The sequence below is a fragment of the Antarctobacter heliothermus genome, from assembly GCF_900188425.1.
GTDB classification, from domain to species: domain Bacteria; phylum Pseudomonadota; class Alphaproteobacteria; order Rhodobacterales; family Rhodobacteraceae; genus Antarctobacter; species Antarctobacter heliothermus.
In genome coordinates, this window is sequence record NZ_FZON01000010.1 from 39,430 (window position 1) to 63,027 (window position 23,598).

At 62.8% G+C, this 23,598-nt stretch carries 30 protein-coding genes and 1 pseudogene; 14 read left to right on the forward strand and 17 right to left on the reverse strand.

The window, feature by feature from the left end; all coding sequences use genetic code 11:
* Positions 1-60: 60 nt before the first annotated feature.
* Together CHB90_RS07300 and CHB90_RS07305 are read right to left on the reverse strand one after the other, a co-directional pair.
* Positions 61-441 (reverse strand): head decoration protein, encoded by a 381-nt coding sequence (locus CHB90_RS07300; RefSeq protein ID WP_089277207.1) that lies wholly within the window; start codon positions 439-441, stop codon positions 61-63.
* Positions 442-549: 108 nt separating this feature from the next.
* On the reverse strand, positions 550-1,962 hold the full coding sequence (locus tag CHB90_RS07305; RefSeq protein WP_089277208.1) for a S49 family peptidase: 1,413 nt from the start codon (positions 1,960-1,962) through the stop codon (positions 550-552).
* Between the two features lie 80 nt (positions 1,963-2,042).
* Between CHB90_RS07305 and CHB90_RS07310 the strand changes: the two genes are divergently transcribed.
* Both CHB90_RS07310 and CHB90_RS07315 read left to right on the forward strand, forming a co-directional pair.
* Complete coding sequence (locus tag CHB90_RS07310; RefSeq protein ID WP_089277209.1) at positions 2,043-2,294, forward strand: AbrB/MazE/SpoVT family DNA-binding domain-containing protein; 252 nt, start codon at positions 2,043-2,045, stop codon at positions 2,292-2,294.
* Positions 2,291-2,689, forward strand: coding sequence for a type II toxin-antitoxin system VapC family toxin (locus tag CHB90_RS07315; protein ID WP_089277210.1), 399 nt, complete (start codon positions 2,291-2,293; stop codon positions 2,687-2,689). Before CHB90_RS07310 ends, CHB90_RS07315 begins: the two co-directional genes overlap by 4 nt.
* Here the strand turns inward: CHB90_RS07315 and CHB90_RS07320 are convergent, their stop codons facing one another.
* The 4 genes from CHB90_RS07320 to CHB90_RS07335 are packed head-to-tail and all read right to left on the reverse strand — an operon-like array spanning position 2,690 to position 7,067.
* Positions 2,690-4,210 (reverse strand): phage portal protein, encoded by a 1,521-nt coding sequence (locus tag CHB90_RS07320; protein WP_089277211.1) that lies wholly within the window; start codon positions 4,208-4,210, stop codon positions 2,690-2,692. It abuts the gene before it with no gap.
* Positions 4,210-4,419: a phage head-tail joining protein gene (locus tag CHB90_RS07325; RefSeq protein WP_089277212.1), complete on the reverse strand. Its 210-nt coding sequence runs from the start codon at positions 4,417-4,419 to the stop codon at positions 4,210-4,212. The genes CHB90_RS07320 and CHB90_RS07325 overlap by 1 nt, the downstream gene beginning before the upstream one ends.
* Positions 4,420-4,429: 10 nt before the next feature.
* A complete protein-coding gene (locus CHB90_RS07330; RefSeq protein ID WP_425426594.1) occupies positions 4,430-6,454 on the reverse strand; it encodes a phage terminase large subunit family protein in 2,025 nt (674 codons plus the stop codon).
* Positions 6,455-6,500: 46 nt separating this feature from the next.
* Positions 6,501-7,067: a hypothetical protein gene (locus tag CHB90_RS07335; RefSeq protein WP_089277214.1), complete on the reverse strand. Its 567-nt coding sequence runs from the start codon at positions 7,065-7,067 to the stop codon at positions 6,501-6,503.
* 139 nt (positions 7,068-7,206) lie between these two features.
* Between CHB90_RS07335 and CHB90_RS07340 the strand changes: the two genes are divergently transcribed.
* The 7 genes from CHB90_RS07340 to CHB90_RS07370 all read left to right on the forward strand — a co-directional run bounded on the left by CHB90_RS07340 (position 7,207) and on the right by CHB90_RS07370 (position 9,443).
* Positions 7,207-7,425 (forward strand): hypothetical protein, encoded by a 219-nt coding sequence (locus tag CHB90_RS07340; RefSeq protein WP_089277215.1) that lies wholly within the window; start codon positions 7,207-7,209, stop codon positions 7,423-7,425.
* Positions 7,426-7,427: 2 nt separating this feature from the next.
* Complete coding sequence (locus tag CHB90_RS07345; RefSeq protein ID WP_089277216.1) at positions 7,428-7,637, forward strand: DUF6900 domain-containing protein; 210 nt, start codon at positions 7,428-7,430, stop codon at positions 7,635-7,637.
* Between the two features lie 12 nt (positions 7,638-7,649).
* The gene (locus CHB90_RS07350) at positions 7,650-7,862 is read left to right on the forward strand and encodes a hypothetical protein (protein WP_089277217.1); all 213 of its coding nucleotides are present in this window, start codon (positions 7,650-7,652) and stop codon (positions 7,860-7,862) included.
* A 32-nt stretch (positions 7,863-7,894) separates the two neighbouring features.
* Entirely contained in the window at positions 7,895-8,194 is a 300-nt protein-coding gene (locus CHB90_RS07355; protein WP_089277218.1) for a hypothetical protein, read from the forward strand.
* Positions 8,191-8,553 (forward strand): hypothetical protein, encoded by a 363-nt coding sequence (locus CHB90_RS07360; RefSeq protein ID WP_089277219.1) that lies wholly within the window; start codon positions 8,191-8,193, stop codon positions 8,551-8,553. The genes CHB90_RS07355 and CHB90_RS07360 overlap by 4 nt, the downstream gene beginning before the upstream one ends.
* 103 nt (positions 8,554-8,656) lie before the next feature.
* Positions 8,657-8,887: a hypothetical protein gene (locus CHB90_RS07365; RefSeq protein WP_089277220.1), complete on the forward strand. Its 231-nt coding sequence runs from the start codon at positions 8,657-8,659 to the stop codon at positions 8,885-8,887.
* A gap of 37 nt (positions 8,888-8,924) precedes the next feature.
* A complete protein-coding gene (locus CHB90_RS07370; protein ID WP_089277283.1) occupies positions 8,925-9,443 on the forward strand; it encodes a DUF3489 domain-containing protein in 519 nt (172 codons plus the stop codon).
* Between the two features lie 21 nt (positions 9,444-9,464).
* Here the strand turns inward: CHB90_RS07370 and CHB90_RS07375 are convergent, their stop codons facing one another.
* The 4 genes from CHB90_RS07375 to CHB90_RS07390 are packed head-to-tail and all read right to left on the reverse strand — an operon-like array spanning position 9,465 to position 12,815.
* Positions 9,465-9,692: a DUF7220 family protein gene (locus CHB90_RS07375; protein WP_089277221.1), complete on the reverse strand. Its 228-nt coding sequence runs from the start codon at positions 9,690-9,692 to the stop codon at positions 9,465-9,467.
* The gene (locus tag CHB90_RS07380; protein ID WP_089277222.1) at positions 9,689-10,198 is read right to left on the reverse strand and encodes a hypothetical protein; all 510 of its coding nucleotides are present in this window, start codon (positions 10,196-10,198) and stop codon (positions 9,689-9,691) included. Before CHB90_RS07380 ends, CHB90_RS07375 begins: the two co-directional genes overlap by 4 nt.
* A complete protein-coding gene (locus CHB90_RS07385; protein ID WP_089277223.1) occupies positions 10,195-11,559 on the reverse strand; it encodes a site-specific DNA-methyltransferase in 1,365 nt (454 codons plus the stop codon). Before CHB90_RS07385 ends, CHB90_RS07380 begins: the two co-directional genes overlap by 4 nt.
* A complete protein-coding gene (locus CHB90_RS07390) occupies positions 11,556-12,815 on the reverse strand; it encodes a site-specific DNA-methyltransferase (RefSeq protein WP_089277224.1) in 1,260 nt (419 codons plus the stop codon). Before CHB90_RS07390 ends, CHB90_RS07385 begins: the two co-directional genes overlap by 4 nt.
* A gap of 668 nt (positions 12,816-13,483) precedes the next feature.
* Between CHB90_RS07390 and CHB90_RS07395 the strand changes: the two genes are divergently transcribed.
* The 5 genes from CHB90_RS07395 to CHB90_RS07415 all read left to right on the forward strand — a co-directional run bounded on the left by CHB90_RS07395 (position 13,484) and on the right by CHB90_RS07415 (position 19,581).
* Positions 13,484-14,584: an MraY family glycosyltransferase gene (locus CHB90_RS07395; RefSeq protein ID WP_170941001.1), complete on the forward strand. Its 1,101-nt coding sequence runs from the start codon at positions 13,484-13,486 to the stop codon at positions 14,582-14,584.
* 121 nt (positions 14,585-14,705) lie between these two features.
* Positions 14,706-15,836 carry a polysaccharide biosynthesis/export family protein gene (locus CHB90_RS07400; protein WP_089277226.1) on the forward strand — a complete coding sequence of 377 codons (1,131 nt, stop codon included), beginning with the start codon at positions 14,706-14,708 and terminating at the stop codon, positions 15,834-15,836.
* A gap of 17 nt (positions 15,837-15,853) precedes the next feature.
* Complete coding sequence (locus CHB90_RS07405) at positions 15,854-16,312, forward strand: low molecular weight protein-tyrosine-phosphatase (protein ID WP_089277227.1); 459 nt, start codon at positions 15,854-15,856, stop codon at positions 16,310-16,312.
* A 73-nt stretch (positions 16,313-16,385) separates the two neighbouring features.
* Positions 16,386-18,554 carry a polysaccharide biosynthesis tyrosine autokinase gene (locus tag CHB90_RS07410; RefSeq protein ID WP_089277284.1) on the forward strand — a complete coding sequence of 723 codons (2,169 nt, stop codon included), beginning with the start codon at positions 16,386-16,388 and terminating at the stop codon, positions 18,552-18,554.
* A gap of 64 nt (positions 18,555-18,618) precedes the next feature.
* Positions 18,619-19,581, forward strand: coding sequence for a class I SAM-dependent methyltransferase (locus CHB90_RS07415; RefSeq protein ID WP_141135815.1), 963 nt, complete (start codon positions 18,619-18,621; stop codon positions 19,579-19,581).
* 140 nt (positions 19,582-19,721) lie between these two features.
* On the opposite strand, the gene CHB90_RS07420 is transcribed toward CHB90_RS07415, so the two are convergent.
* The 7 genes and pseudogenes from CHB90_RS07420 to CHB90_RS07445 form a co-directional block, all read right to left on the reverse strand.
* Complete coding sequence (locus tag CHB90_RS07420; RefSeq protein ID WP_089277229.1) at positions 19,722-20,378, reverse strand: hypothetical protein; 657 nt, start codon at positions 20,376-20,378, stop codon at positions 19,722-19,724.
* Positions 20,375-21,028, reverse strand: a complete 654-nt coding sequence (locus CHB90_RS26940; RefSeq protein WP_245823192.1) for a DNA methyltransferase — start codon at positions 21,026-21,028, stop codon at positions 20,375-20,377. The genes CHB90_RS07420 and CHB90_RS26940 overlap by 4 nt, the downstream gene beginning before the upstream one ends.
* Before the next feature lie 4 nt (positions 21,029-21,032).
* A pseudogene (locus CHB90_RS26945) lies at positions 21,033-21,539 on the reverse strand (DNA cytosine methyltransferase); the annotation flags it as partial.
* A 5-nt stretch (positions 21,540-21,544) separates the two neighbouring features.
* Complete coding sequence (locus tag CHB90_RS07430) at positions 21,545-22,504, reverse strand: helix-turn-helix domain-containing protein (RefSeq protein ID WP_089277231.1); 960 nt, start codon at positions 22,502-22,504, stop codon at positions 21,545-21,547.
* A complete protein-coding gene (locus CHB90_RS07435; protein WP_089277232.1) occupies positions 22,501-22,896 on the reverse strand; it encodes a VRR-NUC domain-containing protein in 396 nt (131 codons plus the stop codon). The genes CHB90_RS07430 and CHB90_RS07435 overlap by 4 nt, the downstream gene beginning before the upstream one ends.
* A complete protein-coding gene (locus CHB90_RS07440) occupies positions 22,893-23,162 on the reverse strand; it encodes a hypothetical protein (RefSeq protein ID WP_170941002.1) in 270 nt (89 codons plus the stop codon). The genes CHB90_RS07435 and CHB90_RS07440 overlap by 4 nt, the downstream gene beginning before the upstream one ends.
* On the reverse strand, positions 23,159-23,434 hold the full coding sequence (locus CHB90_RS07445; RefSeq protein WP_089277286.1) for a MerR family transcriptional regulator: 276 nt from the start codon (positions 23,432-23,434) through the stop codon (positions 23,159-23,161). Before CHB90_RS07445 ends, CHB90_RS07440 begins: the two co-directional genes overlap by 4 nt.
* Positions 23,435-23,598 lie beyond the last annotated feature (164 nt).

Consider the following 23,598-nt stretch of genomic DNA (forward strand, 5'->3'; position numbering starts at 1 on the left):
CTGTGGAAAGAGGGGAATAAAGGTTGGGCGCGCCAAGCAGTCGGCGCAGGCTTGGAAGGATCAGGCGGTGTCGCGCGCAAGGATCCCGGCTGCTGCCAGTTGGCCGATTTTGGTGATGATCTTGGCACCGTCATCGACGGTAGCGTCGTAAGCGAGCGCCGCCCGCGAGACGATGGCAGGGCCCCGCGCCACGACGATGCCAGTCGCATCGGCCAGCGTGGCGTCGACGGCGTAGAGCAGCACGGCACTAGCGGTCTGCGCGCCATCGCTGCCACCGCTGGTGGCCAGCTTGTATTTGCCGCTGGCGGTGATGCGGCCCAAGATCGAGCCGACCGGATAGGGCATGCCGGCCAAGAGCGTGATGGTCTCGCGGGTGTAATTCGGGTTGACCTCGTACTTGAGGACATCGCCCATGGTCAGGGGTTGGTTGAGGACGGTCATGGTGGCGTTCCTGTGTGAGGGGGCAAAAGGCATCCCCCGCCGGGGCGGTGCGGCGGGGGACAGTCAGGCAATGAAGTGTCGGGTTTTGGTCTGAGAATGGCGGTGGCGTCAGGCCCGGCCGCCTGCTGCAACTGCGCGTTTTGCAGCCGCGACGATCGGGCTTTCCTTCACCTGCGGCCGGACGGGCGAGGGCGGAGCGGCCACAATGTCGCGCGCGTCTGCGGCAGCACTTGCACGCTCAATCACGAGGCGACGCAGGGCTTCGGGGGATGTGCCCTCGCGCAGCGCTTTGGCAGCGTCGATGGTGACACCGAGCCTGCCTGCCTGCGCCGCGATCTCGGCGATCTCTGCCGCGGCTTCACGAAACTGCGCTGACAATTCCACCAGATTGCCCGGTTGCGTTACGGCAGGAGCCGTCGGTGCAGTTGCCGTTTGGGGCGTTGCCGGGGCGGCAGGCGGATCATCAGCCGTGTCTGTATTGCCCTGCTGCGGTTTTGTCGCCTGATCGAGAACGTCCTGTGGGCTGTCGCCGGGATCATGTTCGGTGGCCATGCGTGCCTCCTGTTTGGGGTGGGAAAGGGATGCGCGCTGAGCGCGCGCGGGTGATAGCGCTGGGGTGCGGGTCATCAGTTGCCGGAAGGCCGAAAAGCCGCGCGCAAGGTCGGTCACTTCATCAGCGAGGCCCGCAGCGATGGCATCGGCCCCACGATAGGTCGCGGCCTCAGTCGCCATTGCGGCATCCTGGCTCAGCCGCCCGGCACGACCGGCCGCGACGGTCTCAGTAAAAAGGAACCGCAGCACGTCGATCTCGCGCTGGATGTCGTTCCGGACCTCTGCGGGCAGTGGCTCGTAAGGGTTACCGTCAACCTTGTGGCTGCCAGAATGGATAAGAGTTACCCGCGTCCCGTCCTTATCAAGCTGCCCGCTGAAATCGGCGTGCATCACCACGACCCCGATACTGCCCAGAGCACCGGTGCGCGGCAGCAGGATACGACTTGCCTGACTTGCCAGCGCATAGCCCGCCGAAAAGGCGTGTTCGGCCACAAAAGCCCAGACGGGTTTGGTGGTGCGAATTGCACGAATGCGATCTGCGAGGTCAAAAACACCCGCAACTTCGCCACCAAAACTGTCAATTTCCAATGCGAGGCCGCGCACAGCAGGGTCATTGGCCGCCACTTCGATTTGGGCAGCGATCCCTTCATAGCTGGTCTGGCCCGAGGATTGTCCGATCCAGCCCCCACGATGGATCAGCACGCCAGAGATTTCGATCACGGCGATACCATCCACCACCGGGTAGGGCGCCTCACCATGCTGGTGGAAATCGTTCAGCATCCCACCGGCCAAGATGCTGGCGCGCGCGGGCGGGACGACGGTGCTTTCCAAGGCGCCGTTATCGTCACCAATCTCGACCCGGCGCCCAAGGATGCGCGGTCCAAGGCCTGAGAGAAACGCCATGGCCTTGGAGGGCTCAATCAGCAGCGGCGTATTGAAGGCGCGCGCGGCAATGCGGGCGTGCAGCATCAGGACTGGTCCTTTGTTTGGTTTTGCATTCCCAATCTCCATAAAGTAATGTGATGCAGTGATTTGTAAGGAATAGTGTCATGCAAGAATCAACCGTGACGATCAAAGGCCAGACGACCTTGCCCCGCGATGTCCGGGCAGCACTTGGCCTGACCAGCGGGGACCGGGTGCGTTATGTCATCCTCGACGGCGAGGTCCGCATCCTGAAGGCCCGCTCGGTCAAGGAACTGCGCGGGGTGCTGGCGCGCCCGGATCAGTCCCCCGTGACGCTGGAGGCCATGGACGAGGCCATCGCCAGCGGAGCCGCCGCAAGCATGAGGCCTGATCCGTGATCGCCGTTGATACCAATGTGCTGGTGCGTTTCCTTGTGCAGGACGACGTCGATCAGGCCCGGATTGCGGGCGATATCTTCGACCAGTTGACGGATACTGAGCCTGGCTTTGTCAGCCGCGAGGTGTTGATCGAACTCGTTTGGGTTCTGGAGCGTGCCTATGGCTACGGGCGCGCGCAGATTGCAGGGGCACTGGATGGGTTGTTGTCCTCGACTGAGGTGCGGATTGAGGCGGGTGATGATGTCGGGTCCGCACTGGATCTTTACCGCAATGACGGCTTTGGCTTTGCCGATCTGATGATCGCCGCCGCTGCCCGGCGCGCAGGTGCTGCCGAGCTTGTCACATTCGACCGGAAAGCTGCGAGATTGCCCGGGGTTCGCTTGTTGCAGGGGTAATCATCCCCTTTCCGGCTGGTCCTCTCCTTCGCGCGGACGGTCTTCCGCGTCATCAGTTTCATCTGTCTGGTCGGTGTCGTCGCCTTTGCCCTCATCCTCCCCCGGGCCCGACAAAGCCTGCACGCCTTGCGCGGGTGAGCCGGGGCGGCGGAAGTCGAGGCCCAGCGCGCGTTCGCGGGCGCGTTCCGCCGCGATATCGCGGTCGACTTGTTCTGCGTCATAACCACGCTCGGCGATGGCCTGCGTGCGGGATTTGAGCCCCGCCTCGATCTGAGCGATCTCGGCGTTGGCGTCTTTCAGTGGATCGACCCAGTCCCATTTTGTCGGCAGCCAATCGGTGGCGAGGAGCCGAGCCCGATTGGCCTCATAGCCCGGCAGCGTGAGGGCCCCTGACAACACGGCGGCGTCCATCCAGCGCGCGTAGACAGGACGGCAGAGCTGCCAGACCATCACGGAATGCTGCCAGGCCGAGACGCGGCGGCGGAACTCGATCAGCGCCAGGCGCGAATTCGAGAAGTTCCCCTTCACCATGTCATTGGCGAGATAGGGATAAGGAATGCCCAGTGCCGCCGAGATTTGCAGCAGTGTGCGGTACTGAAATGGCTCGTAAGTGCCGCCGCTGTCGGCAGGCTGACCGATGGTGACATCTTCGCCCGGATCCAGCCGCACAATCTGACCGGGACTGATTTCGACCCCGTCTGACCCATCTTCATCGTCCGGCGCGAGGGGGTTCTCCGGTGCGGGGGATGTCACGAACATCGCATACATCGCCGCGACCTTTTTGCGGTCCAGCTCGGCATCGTCATACTGGTCGAGCAGAAAAAGCTTCACGATGGCGGGAGCCAGCTTTGAGACCCCGCGCAACTGGCCGCCCTCGACCGGATCGATCACATGGATAACCTCGGAGGCGGGCACGCGCACGATCTCGCCCGCGAGCCCCGGATCGGTGCTGTCGCCCGGGTGGCGGCGAAAGAAATGATAGGCCACACGCCGCCCGATCCGGTCGAACTCGATCCCCTGGCGGATGGGATTGCCAGCAGCGGAAATGCCGGTCTGTTCCAGCGGCAGCATCTCTGATGGCAGCATCTGCATCTGCACAGGCACGCTCAGGCCGTCGCCCGCGCGCCGTGGGCGAAAGCGAAAGAACACCTCGCCCGCAAGGAAGACCTCTCGTGCCGCGCGGCGTTGCAACCCGTAGAAATCTGTCAGCCCTTCGGCATCTGCCTCGTCAGTCCAGGCAAGCCAGAGCCGCTGCAATCCCTCTTTGCGGGCGGCATCTGCGATCTTCGAGATCGGCTTTATGCCATCGCCGACGGTATTGGCGGCCCAGCTTTCGACGGCGTTCACGGCATAGCCGTTGTTGCGCACCAGCCAGCGCGCGCGGGCGGTGATGTCGGGCCCGCTGGCTGCGATCAGAGAGTTTACATGGGCGCGGGTCGCCCGAAACCCGCGCAGACGCCGGTGATGCTGGCCTGCGTCAAACCCACCAACAAACGCACCGAGACGCTGCCGCCAGTTCATCACAGATCCTTCGCGGCATAGGGGCGCAGGACGCGGCGGCCGGGTTTTTCCAAGGCCGCAATCCGCCGCTCGATGTCTGATGTCGCCGCCGCCAGTTCTGCGTCCGAGCCATAGGTCACGCTCTTGCCGTCATAACTGACACTGCGCGTGCCGCTGTAGCGCGCGACCAACAGTGCGCTGTGGCGGGATTTAAGGTCATCGAGGGTCATTGGGGATCCATCATTCCATGTATTTGGGCGTGCTGATCTTCCAGCCGCGTCGCCGGGGCGTGGTCACTTGCCCGGCTTGCGGGGTTGTCGGTTTCTCAGGCGTGGCGATCGGCGAGATAGCGACGGTCTCCACCCCGGCCTGTTTCTCCAGCTGCCGCCACATCCGCTCGTCAAAACGGTCAGCCCCAAGGATCCAGGCGGCGGCGCGGGCATAGATCCGTGTATCCAGCGCCTCGTTACGCTCGCGCATCTTTTGCCATTCCTGATGGGCATACCCGCGCTTGTTGCGCACTGTGACGAGCTGTTCAGCTACCAGCTGCTTCAGCCATTCGCTGTCCGCCCAGTCCGGCAGATGGATCGTGCCAGCGGGGGCGGGGGCATCCGGTTCCGACGGCCGCTCAACGCGCAGATAGCGGTAGGTCTCGGCCTTGAATGTCGCCGTGGCCACCGTCCAGAGCCGCGCGCCGCGCTTCAACTTTCGCCCATTAACGGTCGCATCGACGAAGGTCGGCCCCGAGACCGGCGTGGCCCGATTGAAGCCTTCGACCCCTTTCACGGGTGCCACCTGGGCGATTCCCTGCTTGCGCGCCCAAGCACAGACGGCAGCCGACTCGTAGCCGGTGTCGATGGCAAGCTTGGCCAGCGTCATGTTCGCACCCTTTTCATGCGCCCATGTGTGACCAAGAAGTGCTGTCAGCCGGTCCCAGCAGGCTGGATCGTCCGGTCCGCCCGGGATCACGATGTGATCGACAAGCCAGCTTTCAAGGCCACGGCCCCAAGCCCAGACATCGACCTCGATCCGGTCCTTCTGGACGTCTGCCCCGGCTGTGAGGAACAACCCGCCTGCGGGGATCCGCGCCGGGAACGCCCTGCGCCGATCTGCCAACCGCTGCCATTCTGGTGCCTCGCCACTCTCGGTCCAGGTCTCGCCCAGCAGCGTGTTGCGCGCGGCGCGCAGCATCTCGTCCGAGCCTTGGGCCGCGAGCCAGTCGCGCGCGATCTGTTCCCAAGATTTCCAGCCGATCGGCGAATAGAGCGCCGAGAGGTGAAAACCGATGGCGTTGGGGTCTCTTGAGACCGCCGTCGCCCGCCATTCGCCACGTGCCAGCATCTCCGTCTTGTGATGCTCGGCGATGGGGCGTTCGCAGCCCGTGCAAACATAGGCCGCCGTTTCCGGTTGCTCCTTCGCCCAGCGCAGCCGCTCAAAACGCAGCCATTGCCTGTGGTCACAATGCGGGCAGGGAACGAAATACCGTCGCTGGTCGGAGGCTTCGAACTCACGCTCGATGCGGCTCAGCCCCCGGATCGTCGGGGTCGAGACCATGAACACCTTGCGCCGATGTGCAAAGGTGGTGGTGCGGGCCTCGGCTAGCGTGACCGGGTCACCTTCCTCATCCGCTGACGCAGGATAGGCATCAACCTCGTCGAGAAACACATAGCGCGCAGGCATCGAGCGCAGGCCGGTGGCAGAATTTGCGCCGGTCAAGACGAGGATACCGCCGGGAAACTCCTTGGACAGCATCGAATTGCCCGCGTCGCGCGAGCGGGCGGGGCTCACTTGCTCTTTAAGGGCCGGGCTGTCTTCGATCAGTGGGTCAATCCGACCGCGCGAGGTGCGTTTTGCCATCTCCAAAGTGGGCAGCACGGCAAGCATCGGCCCGGGCGCATGGTGAATGACAAAGCCGATCCAGTTGTTGCCAGCCTCGGTCGCGCCGACTTGCGCTGCCTTCATGAACGTCACCCGCTGCGCTGGGTGGCTGGGCGACAGGGCATCCATGATCTCGCGCAGATATGGCGTGCGTGCGGTACGGTACTGACCGGGCTCAGCGGAGGCCCGCGACGACAACTTGCGATGCGCATCGGCCCACTGCGACACCGTCAGGTCCGGATCAGGGCGGATCCCGCGCCGCCAGTGCCGCAAGATATCCTCGGCGCCGTCAAAGGCGAGATCGAGGCCGTCGGTTAGATCGCCGTCGTTTAGATCGTGGTCGTGTTCTAGCCCTTCGCTTGCGCTCCGGGCATTCGTTCCTCGCAAAGGTCCACCGGACCTTTGCGTTTCGTTATCACGAAACCGGTCCTCATCATGCAAGCGAGACCCTGAGGTCGGCCAAGGCGGTGAGCTGCTCTCGGACATGGGTTTCCAGCGCCCTCTGCAGGATCGCAGTCTCGATCGTCACGGGCACGCCCGATGCCTTCTCCATCTCTGCGGATATTTGTGCGGCCATGAGGGCGGCCACCCGGGTGGGCCAGGTGACCCAGACATCGCGCTCCTGACGCGCAAGGCGAAACACCAGCGTCTCTGCCCGTGCGCGGTCGACAAGAACGCCCTTTTTCTTCTGGATCGAGAGCTGGCGTTCCTGCGCCTGATAAACCGTCAACGCGGTCCGCGCCTTAAGATAGGAGGTGCTGTCGCCCGGTCCTGAGACCGCATTCCCATCGCTGCTGGCACCGCCGCTGCCCGCAAAGCCACCCCGGGACCGCATTTGCTGATCAGGATCTGTCATCGCGACCCTGCGCGCATCCGAGGCGGCCACGTTGATCGATCCGTCGGCGAAAAGTACCAAACGGCCGGTCTTGCGCGCCTTTTGCAAGGCCCCGCGCGACAGGCCGGAATGGGTCGCATAGGCGCGCTCAGATATACCTTCCATGGCGCTTTGAATAACCTCAACATATTGAAAATAAATAGGAAAAACTGCCTATTTGAGTTGATTACACTTCCGGACAGAGCGATTCATGGTGTCAGAAAGCGGTTGCATCGCACCTCGCACACAAGGATCGGAGACAGCCATGCGCGCACAAGAGAAGATGGGACACAGCTCGATGAGCGAAGGGTGGAGAGACCACACCAGCCCCGCGCAGGAGCGGGTGAACTGGGTGATGGACGAAGTGATGTCCGGGCGGATGAGCCAGGCCGACGGGATGGCCGAGATGGCACGCGCCCAAGAGATGATGCGCGAGGAAGCCCGCGCGCGGACCACTCACCCCGAACATCGCTGGGAGGAGTGAGCATGGCGCGCCGCAAAGCCAATCCGACCGCCGCCCGCGATGCCCTGATCTTTGAGATCGCCCAGCGCCACCTCTTTCTCGAAACCTTGGAGACCCGCAACCGCGACCGGCTTGATTTCCACGACACCGCCGTCTGGGCGATCCGTTCCGCGTTGGTCGCCGCCTATGAGGCCGGACGCCGCTCCGCTGAAACCACCACACCCCAATCCTGACAGGACACGATCATGGCCATCGCCACCACCGCCGACACGACACGCATCTTTATCGACCGCAGCCGCTTCATTGAGGCCATGAGCGTGACCACGCTGCAGAACCACTTCAATGACCTCAACCTGAATTCCGAGGTCTTCGAGATGGCGGGGCGGGTCGGGATCGACTGCCTCACCATTGAGTTGGCCGATGTCGTCCCCGTCCTGAAACAGCACGGGCTCATCTGAGCCCGTGCGAAACCCGCAACACGGAGACACTCATGAGCACGCGCGCGCAGATCGCTATCGAAGTTAGGCCCGGGGAATGGGCCCACATTTATTGCCACTACGACGGCTATCCTCGCCACATGCTGCCCGCGTTGGCGCCTTGGACGCTCGAAGATATCCTCGCCGCCAAGGAAATCCGGCAAGTTCGCGCCGACAAGATCGAGGCATTCGAGACGCCCCGCGAACCGCTGGTCCTGTCGCGCCCGACCTGCCAGTTCTGCCACCTCTACATCTGGCAGGACGGCGCTTGGGCCGAGATCATTCCCGACCCCTGCGAAAGGCCCCTGCCATGACTCTGCCTCCCAACTGCCTGCCCGAAGGCGAGGCTCTCGTAGATCTAGCGCGCCGCGAGTGTGCCATCGGTTTTGAATTGCGCTTTTGCCGCAGCGTCGCTGTCTCGCCCGGCCACCGCGACACCATCATTTGCGATCCGCCCGAAGCGGAGTTTGCCACGCTTTTCGCCCTGACAGATCTGGGCGAGGCCATCGCCATCCATGATGTGGACCTCTCCAGCGCAGGGGCGGACGAGGTGGCCGTCGTCGCCCGCGCGCTGTTTGTCGCCATGACCAACGCGCGGCGCGATCCACCCGACGCAGCACAACGACACGAGGCCGAACAGGCGGCGCTGACCGGTTTCCACCAGGTATACTGATCATAAAGCAATGATATTGCTCGTTATTATCTACACTAACCGCCCCGCCAGAGCGATTGTGATTACACGAAAACGATGCAACTCACCGAAGGATGACCAAGCCATGACCACCCGCCGCGCCAACGCTTCTAACGACAAAGCCCTCGACGCCTTCATGACCACCAAGGTCCAGATTGACGCGATGCTGGCGCGCTTGACGGCCCTGAGCGATGACCATTTCAACACCCATCCCGACGAGATCAACTGGGGCAACGTTGGCACCCTGAACCACTATGCCAGCCTGCTGCGCCAGATCACCGACAGCGCCTTCAAGGAGGGCGAACATGCCGCGTAATCCTGCCCAGCGTCACCAGATCGAACAGGAGTCCGTCATGCCGAAACTTACCGACACCCAGACCATCATCCTGAGCGCGGGGGCCCAGCGCCCCGACAACATCGCCCTGCCGCTGCCTAAAGGGCTGGCGGGTGCGGCGGCGAAGATGGCTGTCACCAAAATGATCGCACATGGCTGGCTGCAAGAGGTCGACGCCAACCTGCGGCGCGGCGAGCCGATGTGGCGCGAAACTGGCGATGGCCATGGCACCACGCTGATGGTGACCGATGCGGGGCTGCTTGCCATCGGGATTGAGCCGGTGGCGGACCCGCAGCCGACCGCAGCGGAGACGCCGAAACTGGTCAATATCCGCGCAGGCACCAAGCAGGCCCAGATCATTGCGCTGCTGCAGCGCCCCGAAGGTGCGGCGATCACCGAAATCGTGGCCGAAACTGGCTGGATGGCCCATTCGGTGCGCGGCATGATCTCCGGGGCGCTGAAAAAGAAGCTGGGCCTTCCCATTGCCGCTGAAAAGGTCGATGGCAGAGGCACTGTTTACAAGCTGGACGCGGCCTGACGCCCTGCGTCGCCGCAAGGGTCAGCTGCGATGTGGACGAGTGCACCGGCGTTCGAACAGGCGGCGAAGGGTGTAACTGCGCAGCAAGGAGATACCCACGAAGATCGCGCCGATGGCGAGGTTCTCGCCCAAGCTCGTATGCAGCCCGAACCATGGGAACACCACGATCTGCGTTGCCATTGCCAGCCCGTAGCCCACAGTTACATTGGTAATGGCCTCGATCAGCGACATGCGGCGCGACTGGGTCATATCACCGGACCCAGAATCTGAAATTCATCTCGGATGACCTTGGCGGTCTCGGTCGCCTGCAATTCATTGAACACGCGCGCAGCAATGCGGCCCACATTCACGATGATGCAGGCGTTCTCGTTTGGCGCGATCAGCAGCTCCTCGTACTCGGTATGGCGCAGGAACTCACACGGGGCCTCAAAGGTGAGGTGGTCGTCACTCGGGCGGATCAGCCAAAGCACGCCGGCGCAATCATCCGGCGCGTCGATCCGACCCTGCAGAAACGGTGACAGGTGTTCTTGCACCAGCCCGAATGCGACAGACGGACCAAAGCCGAGCTTGCGCAGGTCCTGTGCCGCCGCAACCGCCACAACATCTCTCCAGCTATACCAGCGCGGCTTTCCGGGCTTTGGCGTGTCTTCCGGCCGAAAGTCGTTCCGGGATATGGCTTGGTTCAGGTCCGCGCGTGTGATCGGAATGGTCCGTATGAGGTCGGCGTTTCGCCAGATTGGGACGTCGATAATCATTTCTGTCGTGTCTCCCTGCCAATGGTGGTCTCGTTACGATTTTCCAGCTGTGCCTTTCGCCCCGTCGCCATCTCCCACCGCCGCATGGCCACGTCGCAATAAACCGGGTCCAGTTCCATCGCGAAGCAGCGCCGCCCAGCGCGTTCGGCGGCGATGATCTGGGTGCCAGAGCCGCAGAACGGTTCATAGATCAGGTCGTTGGCATTGCTGAACGCTGTCAACACAGCCTCGACCAGCGCCACCGGGAACACCGCCGGGTGCGATCCGGCTGCGCCCAGCCCGCCCTTATGTCGCATGATGCGAAAGACGCTGTCGGGAATGCGGTGGCTTTGGATCGCGTTGCCGCTGCCGGTCTTGGCGTGGACGGTGCCGTCGGCCCCGCGCAGCCCACCGCCGCCGAGGGTTTCGCCCGCGTGCTTGGACGGCACGGTCTTGTGCGGTTTGCGGGGTGCGCGGTTGAAGTGGAAAATGAACTCGTGCGACGGGGCCAAGCGGCCGTTCCAGTCGCCCGGCAGACCCGGGCCCTGATCCCAGACATACCAACCAAAGCGTCGCCAGCCAGATGCGCGCATCCATTCGACCCATCCTTCCCAATAGGGCTGCCATTCACTGTCGCGGTGCACGAGGCCAAGGTTGACCAAGACCTGCGCCTCGGCAGTGACCGGTGCTGCGGCGAAAACGCACTGCATCAGCGCATCCCAATCCCCGACCTTTTCCTTGGCCGCGCCATAGTCGCGCTGCTGGGCGTAGGGTGGCGAAGTGAACATCAGCGTCGCCTGTTCGCTTTGCATCAGCCTGGCGACAGCAGTTGGATCAGTGGCGTCGCCGCAGCACAGCCGATGCTTGCCCAGCGCCCAGATGTCGCCCGGCTTGGTGATGGGTTCTGCGGGCGGGTCCGGGATCACATCGGCCGCATCGTCAGAAATCGCCGATCGGTCGTCGGCGTCGGCCAGCAAAGCGTCCAGCTCATCCTCGGGGATCCCGATCAGCCGGAGGTCGAAATCCTCGGCCAGCAGCGCCTGCAATTCCTGCAAGAGCAGGGCCTCGTCCCAGCCGCCCAACTCGGTCAGCTTATTGTCGGCGATGCGATAGGCCCGGCGCTGCGCCTCGGTCAGATGGCCCAGAATGATGACCGGTGCCTCCGTCAGCCCAAGATGGGCCGCCGCCAGGACGCGACCGTGGCCAGCAATCAACTCCCCATCAGCACCCACAAGCACCGGTACTGTCCAGCCGAACTCGGCCATGCTGGCGGCGATCTTGGCAACCTGATCGGTATCGTGGGTCTTGGCATTGCGGGCGTAAGGCTTCAGCCGGGCGAGGGGCCAATGTTCGATCCGGCCCGGCAGGAGGGACGCGTTCATGCCCCCCGCCTCTTGGCCTTCAGGTCGGCGAAGGTTTCACCGGTTTCGGCTAGGACAGCGTTTGCGCCGGTGAACTGCTGCCAGCGCTCGATGGCCACATCGATGTAGGCCGGGTTCAGTTCGATCCCAAAACAGACGCGGCCTGTGGTTTCTGCGGCGATCAGCGTGGTGCCGGATCCCATGAACGGCTCAAACACCGCCTGACCGGGGCTGGAATTGTTCAGGATCGGGCGGCGCATGCATTCCACCGGCTTCTGTGTGCCGTGGATAGTGGCGGCGTCCTGATCCTTGCCGGAAATGTGCCAGAGCGTGGTTTGTTTCCGGTCTCCGGCCCAATGGCCCTTGCCGGTCTTTTTGACGGCATACCAGCACGGTTCGTGCTGCCAATGGTAATCACCACGGCTCAAAACCAGACGATCTTTAGCCCAGATGATCTGCGACCTCACCGCGAAACCCGCAGCTATAAGGCTTTCGGCCACCGTCGAGGAATGCAGTGCGCCGTGCCAAACGTAGGCCACGTCGCCGGGGAATAGCGCCCACGCTTCGCGCCAATCGGCCCGGTCATCGTTCAGCACCTTGCCTGTGCGCTTGGTCTTGGCCGCCCCAGCCTGGTTGCGCCAGCTTGGGTCGTATTCCACACCGTAGGGCGGGTCGGTCACCATCAGCAGCGGCCGCACGTCGCCCAGCAGCCGCTCGACCACATCGGCCGAGGTGCTGTCACCGCAGATCAGGCGGTGCGACCCTAGCTGCCAAAGGTCGCCCGGGACCGACACTGGCGTGACCGGCGGTTCGGGAATGTCATCCTCGCCCTCGACCACCCCGCCATCCACTTGATCCGGATCGCGCAGCAAAGCATCCAGATCCTCGTCGGTGATGCCCAGCAGTGACAGGTCGAAATCCTCGGCCAGTAGCCCCGCGATCTCGTCACGCAGCATGGCCTCATCCCAATCGCCGAGCTCGGTCAATTTGTTGTCGGCGATCCGGTAAGCCCGGCGCTCTGCCTCGTCGAGGTGGCTGAGCCGGATCACCGGCACGTCTTTCAGCCCCAGCATCGCCGCCGCCAACACCCGGCCATGCCCCGCGATCAGCTCGCCATCTTCCGCCACCATGCAGGGCACGGTCCAGCCGAACTTCGCCATGCTGGCCGCGATTTTGGCGACCTGGTCGGTGCCGTGGATCTTGGCATTGCGGGCATAGGGGCGCAGCCGGTCGAGAGGCCACGTCTCAATCTGGCTCGGTGTAAAGACCAAGTCCATGGGCGGTTCTCATTTGGGGCAGGGCGGACTTGCTGATGGGCGCAGGCAACTTGGCCAGCGACAGGATCAAGGTCCGCGATGTGGGGGAAACGAAAACGCCCGCGAGGGTTATCCTCCGGGCGCAATTCTTCGATGATTAATAGGTAGGTCAAGGGGGCTAGAAATGTCAATCCATTTTTTGTTTTGGAATCAACGTGTTCAGAGATGGCCGGAAGCTTCTGGCAGAGAGATGCGTTCCTATGGTGGCTACTGGCGAGGGTGGCTTCCATCAGGTGGCCACCCTGGCTTCCGAAAGAAATCCACCTTGCCCGGGCGGCGTGCCGGGTAAGTCACTGATATTGAGTCATAATGCCGAGGCGATCCGAGGGGGTGGCTTCCAAGTGGCTTCCCCGGTGAAAAAGCCACGCGCTAGCGAAATGGCGCGCTCAGCCCCCCCGTATACGAATAGAGCCCGGGAGGAACCATGCCGGGGGGGATGTTTCCCGTTTCTTGCATGTGGCAATGTTGCGGCACAACGATTATTGGATCCTTGTCTGGGCCGACCCTGTCGGCATCGTTCGCGCAATCAGACGTTGACCCGGCCCCTTCGAGAGGTTAACGGGTTTGTGATCCCGAATTGATTTTGGAATATGCACATTCTGGTGAACCCCGGTCGGGGGGGGGGGGTAATGTATCTGTCTATTTATTTATTTTGCGCATTTGTTGGGTCGCTTTTTTCTGGCTTTATTTTGCTCCGGATCAGGCAGCAACTGATCGTTGTATCAAAGCCGCGTGGCGATGGAACCGCCGTTCAATCCTCTCACGTCGGAAACCCGCTGCGTTTAGGTGGATCGGTGGTCATTGCCGGTCTGGCTTTCGCCGTAGCCCTGCAAATGCTGAACGGGGACGAAAGCTTCGCGCCGCTGTTGCTTCTGTCGATTCTTCCGGTATTCATCACGGGGCTGGCTGAAGATCTCGGCCATCACGTGTCGCCGCGCGGGCGTTTTCTGGCGGCAGTATTCTCTGGCGTTGCTGCGGTTGCCCTATTGGGAGTTTGGGTGCCTAAAGCGGACATACCGGGCATCGACTGGGCTATGGCCACGCCTGCGGTTGCCATCATTTTGACCGTGATTTTTTCGGCCGGGCTCTGTCATGCCGTCAACCTGATTGACGGGATGAACGGTCTGGCAGCGTCGGTGATCACGATATCGGCGCTGGGCTACGCCGCAATTGCTACGCTGGCATCTTTACCCGTCGTCGCCAGCTTTGCCCTGTTGCTGGTAGCCGCCACAATAGGTTTCCTGTTTCTGAACTGGCCGGTAGCGCGTCTGTTTCTCGGTGATGCCGGGGCCTATGGTTTGGGTCATCTGCTTGTCTGGTTGATGATCCTGCTGGCGTCGCTCTCCAGCGAAGTGGCAGTGCCGGCTTTGCTTTTGGTGATCTTCTGGCCGCTTGCCGACGTATTACACACGATCCTGCGGCGCGTGGCCGACAAAGTGTCGATCCTTCGACCCGACAGGATGCATCTGCATCAGAAGGTCCGGCGCACGCTGGACATCGTCTGGTTCGGATACCGGGGACGCTATCGGTCCAACCCTCTGACAACGATCATCCTTTTGCCATTCATCATCGCCCCTGTTGTGACCGGTGTCCTGCTCTGGAGCAATCCGGGTGCCGCCTGGATTGCGCTGGGGGGCTATATGCTGGCATTCTCAGCCGCCCATACATTGACAGCGAGACTCGCGCGGAGGTTCCGGAGATGGACATTTTACACCCGCAAGTCGCATTGACCGCGCAATATATGCTGGCAAGACACCTGTCAGACCGCTAGAGATGGAGTAATGGGCAACCAGTTTGTTGTCCGGGCATTTTAAATGGGTTGAACCGGCCCGATTAGGTAAGAACAGATATATGACAACCACAGCTGCCCACTATGTATCGCTTTTCGGGACCGTGGTCGGTGGTGGCTGGCTTGGAAAGTGGATCCGCGCTTTGATGGGTCTGCTTGCCGTTCTTGTGCTTGTGGCCTGCTCGGACGGTTATGTTGTCTTCCCTACCACGCCCGAAGGTCAGCGCGCGCTGGGCGACGATGTTGAGGTGTTTGTCCTCGATGCGACGAACATCGGCAACTACACCAGTCCGGCCCGGGGATACCGTGCATCGTCGCTGCCGGCAGGCCGCCAGTGGATCTATCACGTCGGTCCCGGCGACATCCTGTCAGTGATCGTTTTTAATCACCCCGAATTGACGCTGCCCTCAGGCCCTCAGCGCAGCGCTGCGGAAAGCGGGTTCCAGGTCGGCAGCGATGGGACGATCAACTATCCCTTTATTGGTTCGGTACAAGCTAGCGGTCGACCGGTTGACCAGATCCGCAGCGACATTTCGCAGCGGCTTGCGACGTTCATCCCCGATCCCCAGGTCGAAGTTCGGATCGCGGCCTTCAACGCACAAGCGGTCGTGGTCTCGGGCGAGGTGGAAACGCCGAATCGTCAGCCCCTTTCCGCCGTTGCGCTGACGCTGATCGAGGCCATCAACGCCGCAGGCGGGTTCACCGAAAACGCGGATCCGCGCATTGTGACCGTCCAGCGCGGGGGACGGGTCTATCATGTCGATGTGCAGGGCTTCCTGTCGGGCGGCCTGGCGCAGAACAACCCTGTCCTGCGCAACGGCGATGTGGTTAGCGTTCCGCGCCGTCGCGCCGAAGAGGCGTATTTACTTGGCGAGGTGGCGAGGCCTGATGTCATCGACCTGTCGCTGGAGCCGATCACCCTGACCCAAGCCATCACGCGCCGTGGCGGGTTGCAACAACCCCGCGCCGATGCGCGCGGGGTGCTGGTCTTCCGGGCGGCGGGTGTGCTGACGCGAGTGTTCCAACTCGACACGTCCAGTCCCACCGGGCTGCTCCTGGGTACTCGCTTCGTGCTGGAACCCGGCGACGTGGTCTATGTTCTGCGATCGCCGCTGCAGCGCTGGAACGACACCATCGTGCGCCTGTTGCCGACCGTTCAGGCGATCGATACCACCAACAGCATTGCCAACTGATGCGGAGGGAAGGCTGATTGTTTCGTTCGGTTCTCGTCGTTTGTGTCGGCAATATCTGCCGTTCGCCCGTGGGTGAACGCCTTCTGTCGGCGCGACTGCGCAACTGCGGATCTTCGATTTCGGTGTCTTCCGCAGGGATTGGAGCTTTGGTCGGGCACTGTGCCGATGAAACCGCCGCCGCAGTTGCGGCCGAGCATGGCGTCGATCTCGACGGGCATGTCGCGCAGCAATTCAGCCGCGAACTCGGGCTCGATCACGACCTGATCCTGACCATGGAGCCCGGGCATCGGCGCGAGATCATTAAGGTGGCACCCGACCTGTCAGGACGCGTCATGCTTTTCGACCATTGGCAGGGCGGCAAGGGCATTGCAGATCCCTATCGACGCTCGCGGCAGTTCCATGAGGAAGTCTTTTCCCTGATCGACACGGCGGGTTCGGCCTGGGCGGCAAAGCTGGCGCCTGCGGCAAAGGGATGAAGCGATGGATGGCAAACCTGTTCACGATGTATCGCTTCGCAGCGCGGACGACCCGAACAGGGGGCGGACGAACATGACACAACCTGCGGTGCTCGACGACGACGAGGTCGACCTCGGCCAGCTTGTCGTGACCCTCTGGAAGGGCAAAGTCCTGATCGCGCTGACAACGGCGATCGGGATAGCTGCTGGTGCCTTCATAATCGCCAACACCAATCCGACCTTTCAGGCCGATGCGCTGTTGCAGCTTGAGGAAAAGACCGGCTCTCTGGCGCTGCCGAGCAGCCTGAACGCGATGGTGGGCAACGACGACCCGCGCAGCGTGACCGAGATAGAGATTTTGCGCTCTCGCATGGTTCTCGGGCAAGCCGTCGCGGACCAGAACCTGGACTGGCGCGTTTCGCCGGACATGGCCCCTGTCATAGGCACAATGCTGTCGCGCTATCGCTTTTCGGTCATTGACACTGTGATCCCGGATCACTTTATCCGTCCCGGAGAGCGCATCGCTCTCGATCACCTGGTCGTTCCACCCGCATGGTTGAACCGCGAAATCGAACTGGTTGTCCTGAGCGATCAGTCCTATAGGCTGGCTTTGCCTGACGGGCTCCAGATTGACGGGGCGGTGGGCCAGCAGGCCACGCTCGCTGAAACCGGGTTTTCGCTGACGCTTGCGTCAATCGACGCACCGCCTGGACGCCGTTTCACAATCCAGCAAGTTGACGAGATTCGAGCGATCACTTCGCTCAGAGAACGTCTCGGCATCAGCGAACGTGGGCGAGCGTCCGGTATACTTGAAGTTCGTCTTTCCGGCGAAGATCGTCTTGGAAACGCACGGGCACTGAACGCGGTCATCCAAGCCTATCTGCGCCAGAATATTTCCCGCAGTGCTGCCGAGGCCGAAAGCAGCCTCACCTTTATCCGCGAGCAGTTGCCGCAAGCCGAACGCAACCTGCGCGAGGCCGAGGCCGAGCTGAATGCCTTTCGCCAGCAGCAGGTCTCTGTTGACCTTTCGCTGGAGACCCAGACGATTCTGGGGCAGGTCACCCGGATCGAGGGGGAACTGGCCGAATTGCAGCGGAGCGAGGATGAATTGCGCCAGCGCTATACTCCCGCCCATCCAACCTACAGGGCATTGCTGGATGACCGGCAGCGACTCGAAGCTCGGCTGGCCGAGTTGCGCGAGCAGGTCGGCGCCCTTCCCGAGACACAGCGCCAGATCCTGAACTTGACGCGGGGCGTGGAACTGGCGCAGGGGATCTACACCGAATTGCTGACCCGCGCGCAGGAAGTCGAGGTTCTGCGCGCCAGCACCATCGGCAATGTCCGCATCGTCGATGCCGCAGCGGCCGGGCCGATGCCAATCGCGCCCCGCAAGGCGTTGATCTTGGCGCTGGCGATGGTGCTCGGGGGGATGGTCGGGATCGCGCTGGTGCTGATCCGCAACTGGATGCGCAAGGGCGTGCAGGACGGCTCTGAACTGGAAAAGCTGGGCCTGCCCGTTTTCGCCACCATAAATTACAACAAGGCCGCCGACACTGATGGCAAGCGCCAGGGCAAGCTGCCGATCCTCGCCCTCGAACAGACGGCGGACCTGACAATCGAGGCGCTGCGCTCGCTGCGCACCAGCCTGCATTTCGGCATGCTGGACGCGCGCACGCCGACACTCTGCGTCACCTCGGCACACCCCGAGGCCGGGAAGTCGTTCCTTGCGTTGAACCTTGCTGTCGTCGCCGCGCAGTCCGGGCAGCGCGTCTGCCTGATCGACGCCGACCTGCGGCGTGGACAACTGCGCAGATTTTTTGACGTCCCCCGCAACCACCCCGGGCTGGCCGAGGTCCTTGCCGGCGATTTGCTCGCCGATCAGGCCGTGATCCAGGGGCCGGTCGAGAATCTGTGCTTCCTGCCGACCGGCCGCTATCCGCCCAATCCGTCGGAGATGCTCATGCGGGAAGAGTTCTCACGCCTTGTCGACTGGTGCGGGCAGAATTTCGATCTGGCCATTTTCGACACGCCCCCCGCGCTCGCTGTGACCGACCCTGTTATCGTGGCGCGCAACACCGGAGCCACGATCTTCGTCGCGCGACATGACGTTACGCATCTGGGTGAGGTCGAGGCGACGATCAAGACCTTCTCGGCGGCTGGCCTGCGCCTATCCGGCGCGGTCTTGAACGGGTTCGACCCAAGAAAGGCGCGCGGGCGGTATGGGTATGGGTATCGTTATGATTACAAGCAGAGAAAGCAATAGGTTGTCATGCATTTGTGCGAAAAAACGCGCCTGCCGCGCGGTTGTTTGAAGTCGGCGTCCGACCTTGCATAGCTTTGGTCCGCTTCCGCCACTCAGTCAGGCCCTGAAAGACATCGACCGGGTTTTCGGCCTGACCCGTGTTCTAAAAAAGAGTTCTGAAACAACAATCGACGGCTACTATGCCGCCTCGGCACGTGGATATCACTGGGTCCATTCAAGGGACGGCTGCATGCACGTGGCGCTCAGCGCCGGGCCCGAGTTCCGAGAAGTGGATTATCTCACGCAGGTTGCCTTCGTCGCGGATCTTATCCACGAAACCGGTGCGAGACGGGTTCTTGAACTTGGCTGCGGGCTGGGCTTCAACATTCTCGAACTGGCGCGTCTGTGTCCGCAGGTCGAGATTGTGGGGACTGATTTGCTTGAACGGCACGTTCGCAAGGCTTCGGCGCGGTTACGGCGACACGCCAATGTTTCGGTCCTTGTGGGCAGTCACGACCGGCTTCCCGCCGAAATCGGTACGTTCGACATCATCTTCGCGGTCGAAACCTTGTGCTATGCGTCCGACAGGCCAGCCGTCGCAGCCTCCATCGCGCAGGTGCTCGCGCCAGGTGGCTTGCTGGTGATCTTCGACGCCGAGCGTGCGTCCAATTTCTCGTCGCTCTCCCGCGACACGCAGCTGGCCGCGATGCTCTACGAGGCCGTGACAGTGGTCGAGGACGGCTTCGGAGCCGCCGATGCGTGGGCGGACGCCTATAAGTCGGCCAGGCTGATGACCCAGCGGATCGAGGACATGTCACATGCGACAATCCCCGGATTGCGCAGGCTCTACCGCTATGGGGCTCGTTATTTTTCGGACCCGGCAGTCCGTGCGACCACTGCACTCCTGCCTTGGGCATTGAAAACCAATGCCGTCGGTGCCTTGCTCGGCGCCTATCTTATGGAGGGGGATTTCGAGGGTGGAGACGGCAGCACAAGTCCAGCGCTTCGTTATCGTCTGCGCGTCTGTAGCAAACAGCGATCCCGCTGAGGCGCTTGCCGGATGGCGTTCACCGCTGCCTGTGCATGTATCAGAATCGAAACGAGTCGCGCCATCGGGCAGGCAGGGAATCCTCGCAACAGACACTCTCTTGTTCTGGTTGCATGGATTTAGCGAATTGACGAATAGGCTCACCGCTGCTCCCAAGGCCGTACCTTCGGAATCGCCGCCGTTACCTCGACCTCTCGCAACATCCCGCCCGCGATCAGCCCATCCCGCACCCAGTCCAGCGCGGCCCACCAGTCGTCATAGGCTTGGCGGGCGGATTCGATCTGCTGTGATGTCGGGGTGAATGTGACGGGGCAGGCGCGGACCTCGACGATGCGCCATTTGCCTTTGATTTGCGCACGGGCGGTGCCCACTACGACACTTACAGCGCGATCACCATGCCGATTCCGCTTGATGTCTGCCGGCACGCAGCGTGGCACGGCCCCTGGCATCCAGTCTGGCGTCAGCCCGGCGCGGGCCAGTTCGGCGACCCGGATCGCCATGCGCTTGCCGCCCAAGGTGTCGGGCATGCCCGCGACGGTCGCGGCGATGACCTCGGCGTCCGCGTGCACATAGCCACCCATCTTGTATTGGCCGCCGTCGATCTTGCACCCAAGTATGGCGCGCTGCAGCAGGACGTATTCGAGCCCAAAGCCGAAGCCTTCCTCGGCTACGCCCTTCGGTAGGGGCAGTTCCAACTGAGCCTTCTCGACCCCGAAGGCCCATTCCAGCGCCGCCTGCACGCCCAGCGCGCGTTTGATGCGGGTGCCGCCCGGGGCGATCTTTCTTTGCATCGTCATTCGGGCCAACCTTCAAACAGCATCAACTGGGCCGGGGATTGGGCCTCGCCCGATGGCCGCCAGATCCACGGGCCCGAGGCCGTGGGCAGCTGCGAGAGTGCGCCACGCATGTGCTGCTGCCAGTGGATGAACTCCGTTGCCGAGCAGGCGCAGAGCGCGTGCCCGATAGGCCAGCCCATCAGCCATCCGACAAAGAGCGGGTTCAGCCGCCGCCGTGCCCGGGCTTTCAGGGTCCGCCGCGAGACGACCCGCCCATGCGAGGCAATCATCGAAGCCCACAGCGGGCGCGAGATCGGGGCATGCATCGAGGGCCGCACGCCAGGCGTGGTGGTCGCTGGGGCCGGGCGGGTGAAGCCCTGCTCCGCCCGGTAATGCAGGATATCCATCCGGGACTTGCCATCGGTGCGGGTGATGCTGGCCTCGCTCGACCCCTTCCAGTTCTGTGCGGCCGGGGTCGGCCATTGTGCCGCCTGCGCGGGCAAGGGCGGGGTGCCGCCCGAGCCATAACTCTGGCCCGGCCCACCCTTCGCGCCATCGGTGGCTTTCGGCGTCGACCAGTTCCTGATGCCCAGCGCCAGCGCTTCCGCCTTCCGGGTGAAATCGCTGTTGCCAGCCGGGTTGTAGCTGGACGTGCCGGGATGTAGGCTCATCGGTGTGGGCCAGGATGAAGATCCGCAGCCGCTGGTGCGGCGCGCCAATTTCTGCCGCGCTGAACAGGCCCGCCGCAGGCGTGTAGCCCATGTCCCAAAGCTCTCGCAGCACGGTCTCAAGGCCGAGGGTGACGTGACCGGGCACGTTCTCGAGGAAGACCCACTCGGGCGCGCACTCTCGGATAACCCGGGCGACCTCTGGCCAGAGGTGGCGCGGGTCGTCTGCCCCGCCGCGTTTGCCCGCGGCGCTGAAGGGCTGGCAGGGATATCCTGCGAGGACGATGTCGAAGGCTCCGAGGAATGGCCTGGCGTCGAATGAACGCAGGTCGTCCCAGATTGGCGCAAGTGCAAAATACCCGGCGCGCTGGGCGGCGATGAGGACAGCGCGGGGCCAGTCCTCCCATTCGACGAAGACGCGGGTGTGATAGCCGGGCTCGGCGAGCATGAGGCCCAGATCAAGGCCTCCGCCGCCTGCGCAGAGGGACAATCCGTGCCGGGGACGAAGCACCATGCCATTCACAGCACCCCTCGCTGGCGCAACCGGTCTGTGGTCACCAGTCCCCGCGCCAGCATCGCCCCGCACATGGCGTTGCTGATCATGCTCGGGGGCAGAAACTTGTCCGAGTTGACGATGTCCGCATAGAATTTTGCCAGTTCATCCGGGTTAAGCACCGGCTTGACTTGGGGCTTGCGGCTGCGCTTGGCGTTGCGACCAATGCCACTTGCGGCAGCTTGCGCATCGCGCTGGGCCGCGCGTTCCATGAGCCGATCGAGCGCCTTGGGGCCATCGGGCGGATTGGGATGATCGGCCCGGCTCTCGGTCGCCACCTCGATGATACGATCTTCGGTCAGCCCGAGATCATCGATCCAGCGCTGGACGTGCAGCTTGGCGGGCCAGCCCTGCCACCAGGCGGGCAGCTTGGCGTTGGCAGCGAAGCCAAGTGCTGTGAGCAGCTCTGCAAAATAATCATCCGAAACTTTCGCGCGTGCGTCCTCTTCCTCCTTTACAGGTTTACTTAAGGGTTCTCTTACAAGGTTAGTCTCCGGATTCCGGAGATGGCTTTGGGCAAAATCCGGAGATGGGATTGGCGAAAACCCGGAGATGGCCCCATGTCCGGAATCCGGAGTTGGGTTGTCGTCATGTTCTTTCTCCGTTCCCGAAATCCCGTCTCCGGTTTCCGGAGTTGGCTCTTGTGGGAATCCTTCCTCGAACCCCAGGATGTAGCGGGTGGCCTGACGCTTGTGGGTGCGGGGGGCATGCACGCGGACGCGGTGGATCAGACGCAATTCCTCGAGTTTGGCCAGATGCGCGTTCAGCGCCGAGATCGACATTTCTGCATCGTCGGCCAGCCGCGCCTGTGTCGGGAAGCAGCCGAAATCCGGGTTGTGCCGGTCGCAGAGGAACCAGAGCACGATCTTGGTGGCGGGTTTCAGCCCGCGTTGCTGGATGGCCCAGACTGTTGCCTTGTGGCTCATGGCGCGACCCTCCGCACCGTAAGCTGCGCGCGGCTGGTGAAGCCGTTGTCCGCCAGCGCGCCCAGCGCGTCGTCGAGTGAGCGCACCAGCGCCCAGCCAAACCCCTGCGCAAGGACCGCGTCGCGAAACGCCTCCTGATCTGGGCTCAGCCGCCCCTTGAGCGACTTCAGCTCCAGGAACAGAACGCGGCTGTCGCAAAGTATCACTAGGTCCGCAAAGCCCGGATGAACGCCCATGCCCACCAGGATAGCCTGGCGCTTTGCACCGCGCGGGCCCGGCTCGGTCACCTCATTTGCGCAATGGTGGATGATGGCAGTTTTTGGCAGCGCGAACTTCAGCGCGGTGACCACGCTTCGCTGCAGATCGGACTCGGGGGTGCTGCGGCGCTTCATTGGTGCACCTCGGGATCGGGCCGGTGACGCCCAGCGCGGCCGGGCGATTTGGCGTCAATGACCACGAGCAGGATCCGCGCGTCTTCGCGCTCCGTCGGCGTCTCGCCGTGCTGGACCAGCACATTGCAGGCCAGCCGCAGCAGGTGGTCGGAATGGTTCACAACATCGGCCACGACGATGCGCGCCTCGCGTAAACGTTCGTCGATCCAGTCCTTGCGCACTTGGTTGCATTGAGTGGAGTGGGGACGGTGGCGGAACAGGTTCATTTCCGTCCCCGGTTCGTTTGCACAGCGCGCGCCGCGGCCGCGGCATGGCCTTGCTCCTGCGCCAGCAGCCACGCTCGCACAGTCTCCCGACGGTAGAGCACCTTGCGCCCAACCCGCGTCCGGGCAGGGCCAATGCGCCGCGCGTCCCAGCGTCCAAGTGTTTCCGTGGTCAGGTTAAGCTCTGCTGCCAGTTCGGTGCGGGTCATCCAGTCCGACAGTATTGGCCTGACGTTGTCGTCATCCAATCTGTCGGCTAATTCGAGGTCAGACATCTGCATCTCCTTGCGAAACCCGGGGTTTGTCCCCAGGCCTGCGAAGAAAGCAGACGCAACCCACCGGAATTTAGGAATAAACCGGAATAAATAGCCGGATGAATATTCCGGGTGACTTAACTCAATGAGTTATGCGATTTCCGAGGTGGGCCAGCCGTGGCTGG

Excerpts from the sequence above, each read along its gene's own strand:
- CHB90_RS07300 (WP_089277207.1), bottom strand. The coding sequence starts at position 441 with ATGACCGTCCTCAACCAACCCCTGACCATGGGCGATGTCCTCAAGTAC.
- CHB90_RS07305 (WP_089277208.1), bottom strand. The coding sequence starts at position 1,962 with ATGCTGCACGCCCGCATTGCCGCGCGCGCCTTCAATACGCCGCTGCTG.
- CHB90_RS07310 (WP_089277209.1), top strand. The coding sequence starts at position 2,043 with ATGCAAGAATCAACCGTGACGATCAAAGGCCAGACGACCTTGCCCCGC.
- CHB90_RS07320 (WP_089277211.1), bottom strand. The coding sequence starts at position 4,210 with ATGAACTGGCGGCAGCGTCTCGGTGCGTTTGTTGGTGGGTTTGACGCA.
- CHB90_RS07325 (WP_089277212.1), bottom strand. The coding sequence starts at position 4,419 with ATGACCCTCGATGACCTTAAATCCCGCCACAGCGCACTGTTGGTCGCG.
- CHB90_RS07335 (WP_089277214.1), bottom strand. The coding sequence starts at position 7,067 with ATGGAAGGTATATCTGAGCGCGCCTATGCGACCCATTCCGGCCTGTCG.
- CHB90_RS07340 (WP_089277215.1), top strand. The coding sequence starts at position 7,207 with ATGCGCGCACAAGAGAAGATGGGACACAGCTCGATGAGCGAAGGGTGG.
- CHB90_RS07345 (WP_089277216.1), top strand. The coding sequence starts at position 7,428 with ATGGCGCGCCGCAAAGCCAATCCGACCGCCGCCCGCGATGCCCTGATC.
- CHB90_RS07350 (WP_089277217.1), top strand. The coding sequence starts at position 7,650 with ATGGCCATCGCCACCACCGCCGACACGACACGCATCTTTATCGACCGC.
- CHB90_RS07355 (WP_089277218.1), top strand. The coding sequence starts at position 7,895 with ATGAGCACGCGCGCGCAGATCGCTATCGAAGTTAGGCCCGGGGAATGG.
- CHB90_RS07360 (WP_089277219.1), top strand. The coding sequence starts at position 8,191 with ATGACTCTGCCTCCCAACTGCCTGCCCGAAGGCGAGGCTCTCGTAGAT.
- CHB90_RS07365 (WP_089277220.1), top strand. The coding sequence starts at position 8,657 with ATGACCACCCGCCGCGCCAACGCTTCTAACGACAAAGCCCTCGACGCC.
- CHB90_RS07370 (WP_089277283.1), top strand. The coding sequence starts at position 8,925 with ATGCCGAAACTTACCGACACCCAGACCATCATCCTGAGCGCGGGGGCC.
- CHB90_RS07375 (WP_089277221.1), bottom strand. The coding sequence starts at position 9,692 with ATGACCCAGTCGCGCCGCATGTCGCTGATCGAGGCCATTACCAATGTA.
- CHB90_RS07380 (WP_089277222.1), bottom strand. The coding sequence starts at position 10,198 with ATGATTATCGACGTCCCAATCTGGCGAAACGCCGACCTCATACGGACC.
- CHB90_RS07385 (WP_089277223.1), bottom strand. The coding sequence starts at position 11,559 with ATGAACGCGTCCCTCCTGCCGGGCCGGATCGAACATTGGCCCCTCGCC.
- CHB90_RS07390 (WP_089277224.1), bottom strand. The coding sequence starts at position 12,815 with ATGGACTTGGTCTTTACACCGAGCCAGATTGAGACGTGGCCTCTCGAC.
- CHB90_RS07395 (WP_170941001.1), top strand. The coding sequence starts at position 13,484 with ATGTATCTGTCTATTTATTTATTTTGCGCATTTGTTGGGTCGCTTTTT.
- CHB90_RS07400 (WP_089277226.1), top strand. The coding sequence starts at position 14,706 with ATGACAACCACAGCTGCCCACTATGTATCGCTTTTCGGGACCGTGGTC.
- CHB90_RS07410 (WP_089277284.1), top strand. The coding sequence starts at position 16,386 with ATGACACAACCTGCGGTGCTCGACGACGACGAGGTCGACCTCGGCCAG.
- CHB90_RS07420 (WP_089277229.1), bottom strand. The coding sequence starts at position 20,378 with ATGACGATGCAAAGAAAGATCGCCCCGGGCGGCACCCGCATCAAACGC.
- CHB90_RS26940 (WP_245823192.1), bottom strand. The coding sequence starts at position 21,028 with ATGAGCCTACATCCCGGCACGTCCAGCTACAACCCGGCTGGCAACAGC.
- CHB90_RS07430 (WP_089277231.1), bottom strand. The coding sequence starts at position 22,504 with ATGAGCCACAAGGCAACAGTCTGGGCCATCCAGCAACGCGGGCTGAAA.
- CHB90_RS07435 (WP_089277232.1), bottom strand. The coding sequence starts at position 22,896 with ATGAAGCGCCGCAGCACCCCCGAGTCCGATCTGCAGCGAAGCGTGGTC.
- CHB90_RS07440 (WP_170941002.1), bottom strand. The coding sequence starts at position 23,162 with ATGAACCTGTTCCGCCACCGTCCCCACTCCACTCAATGCAACCAAGTG.
- CHB90_RS07445 (WP_089277286.1), bottom strand. The coding sequence starts at position 23,434 with ATGTCTGACCTCGAATTAGCCGACAGATTGGATGACGACAACGTCAGG.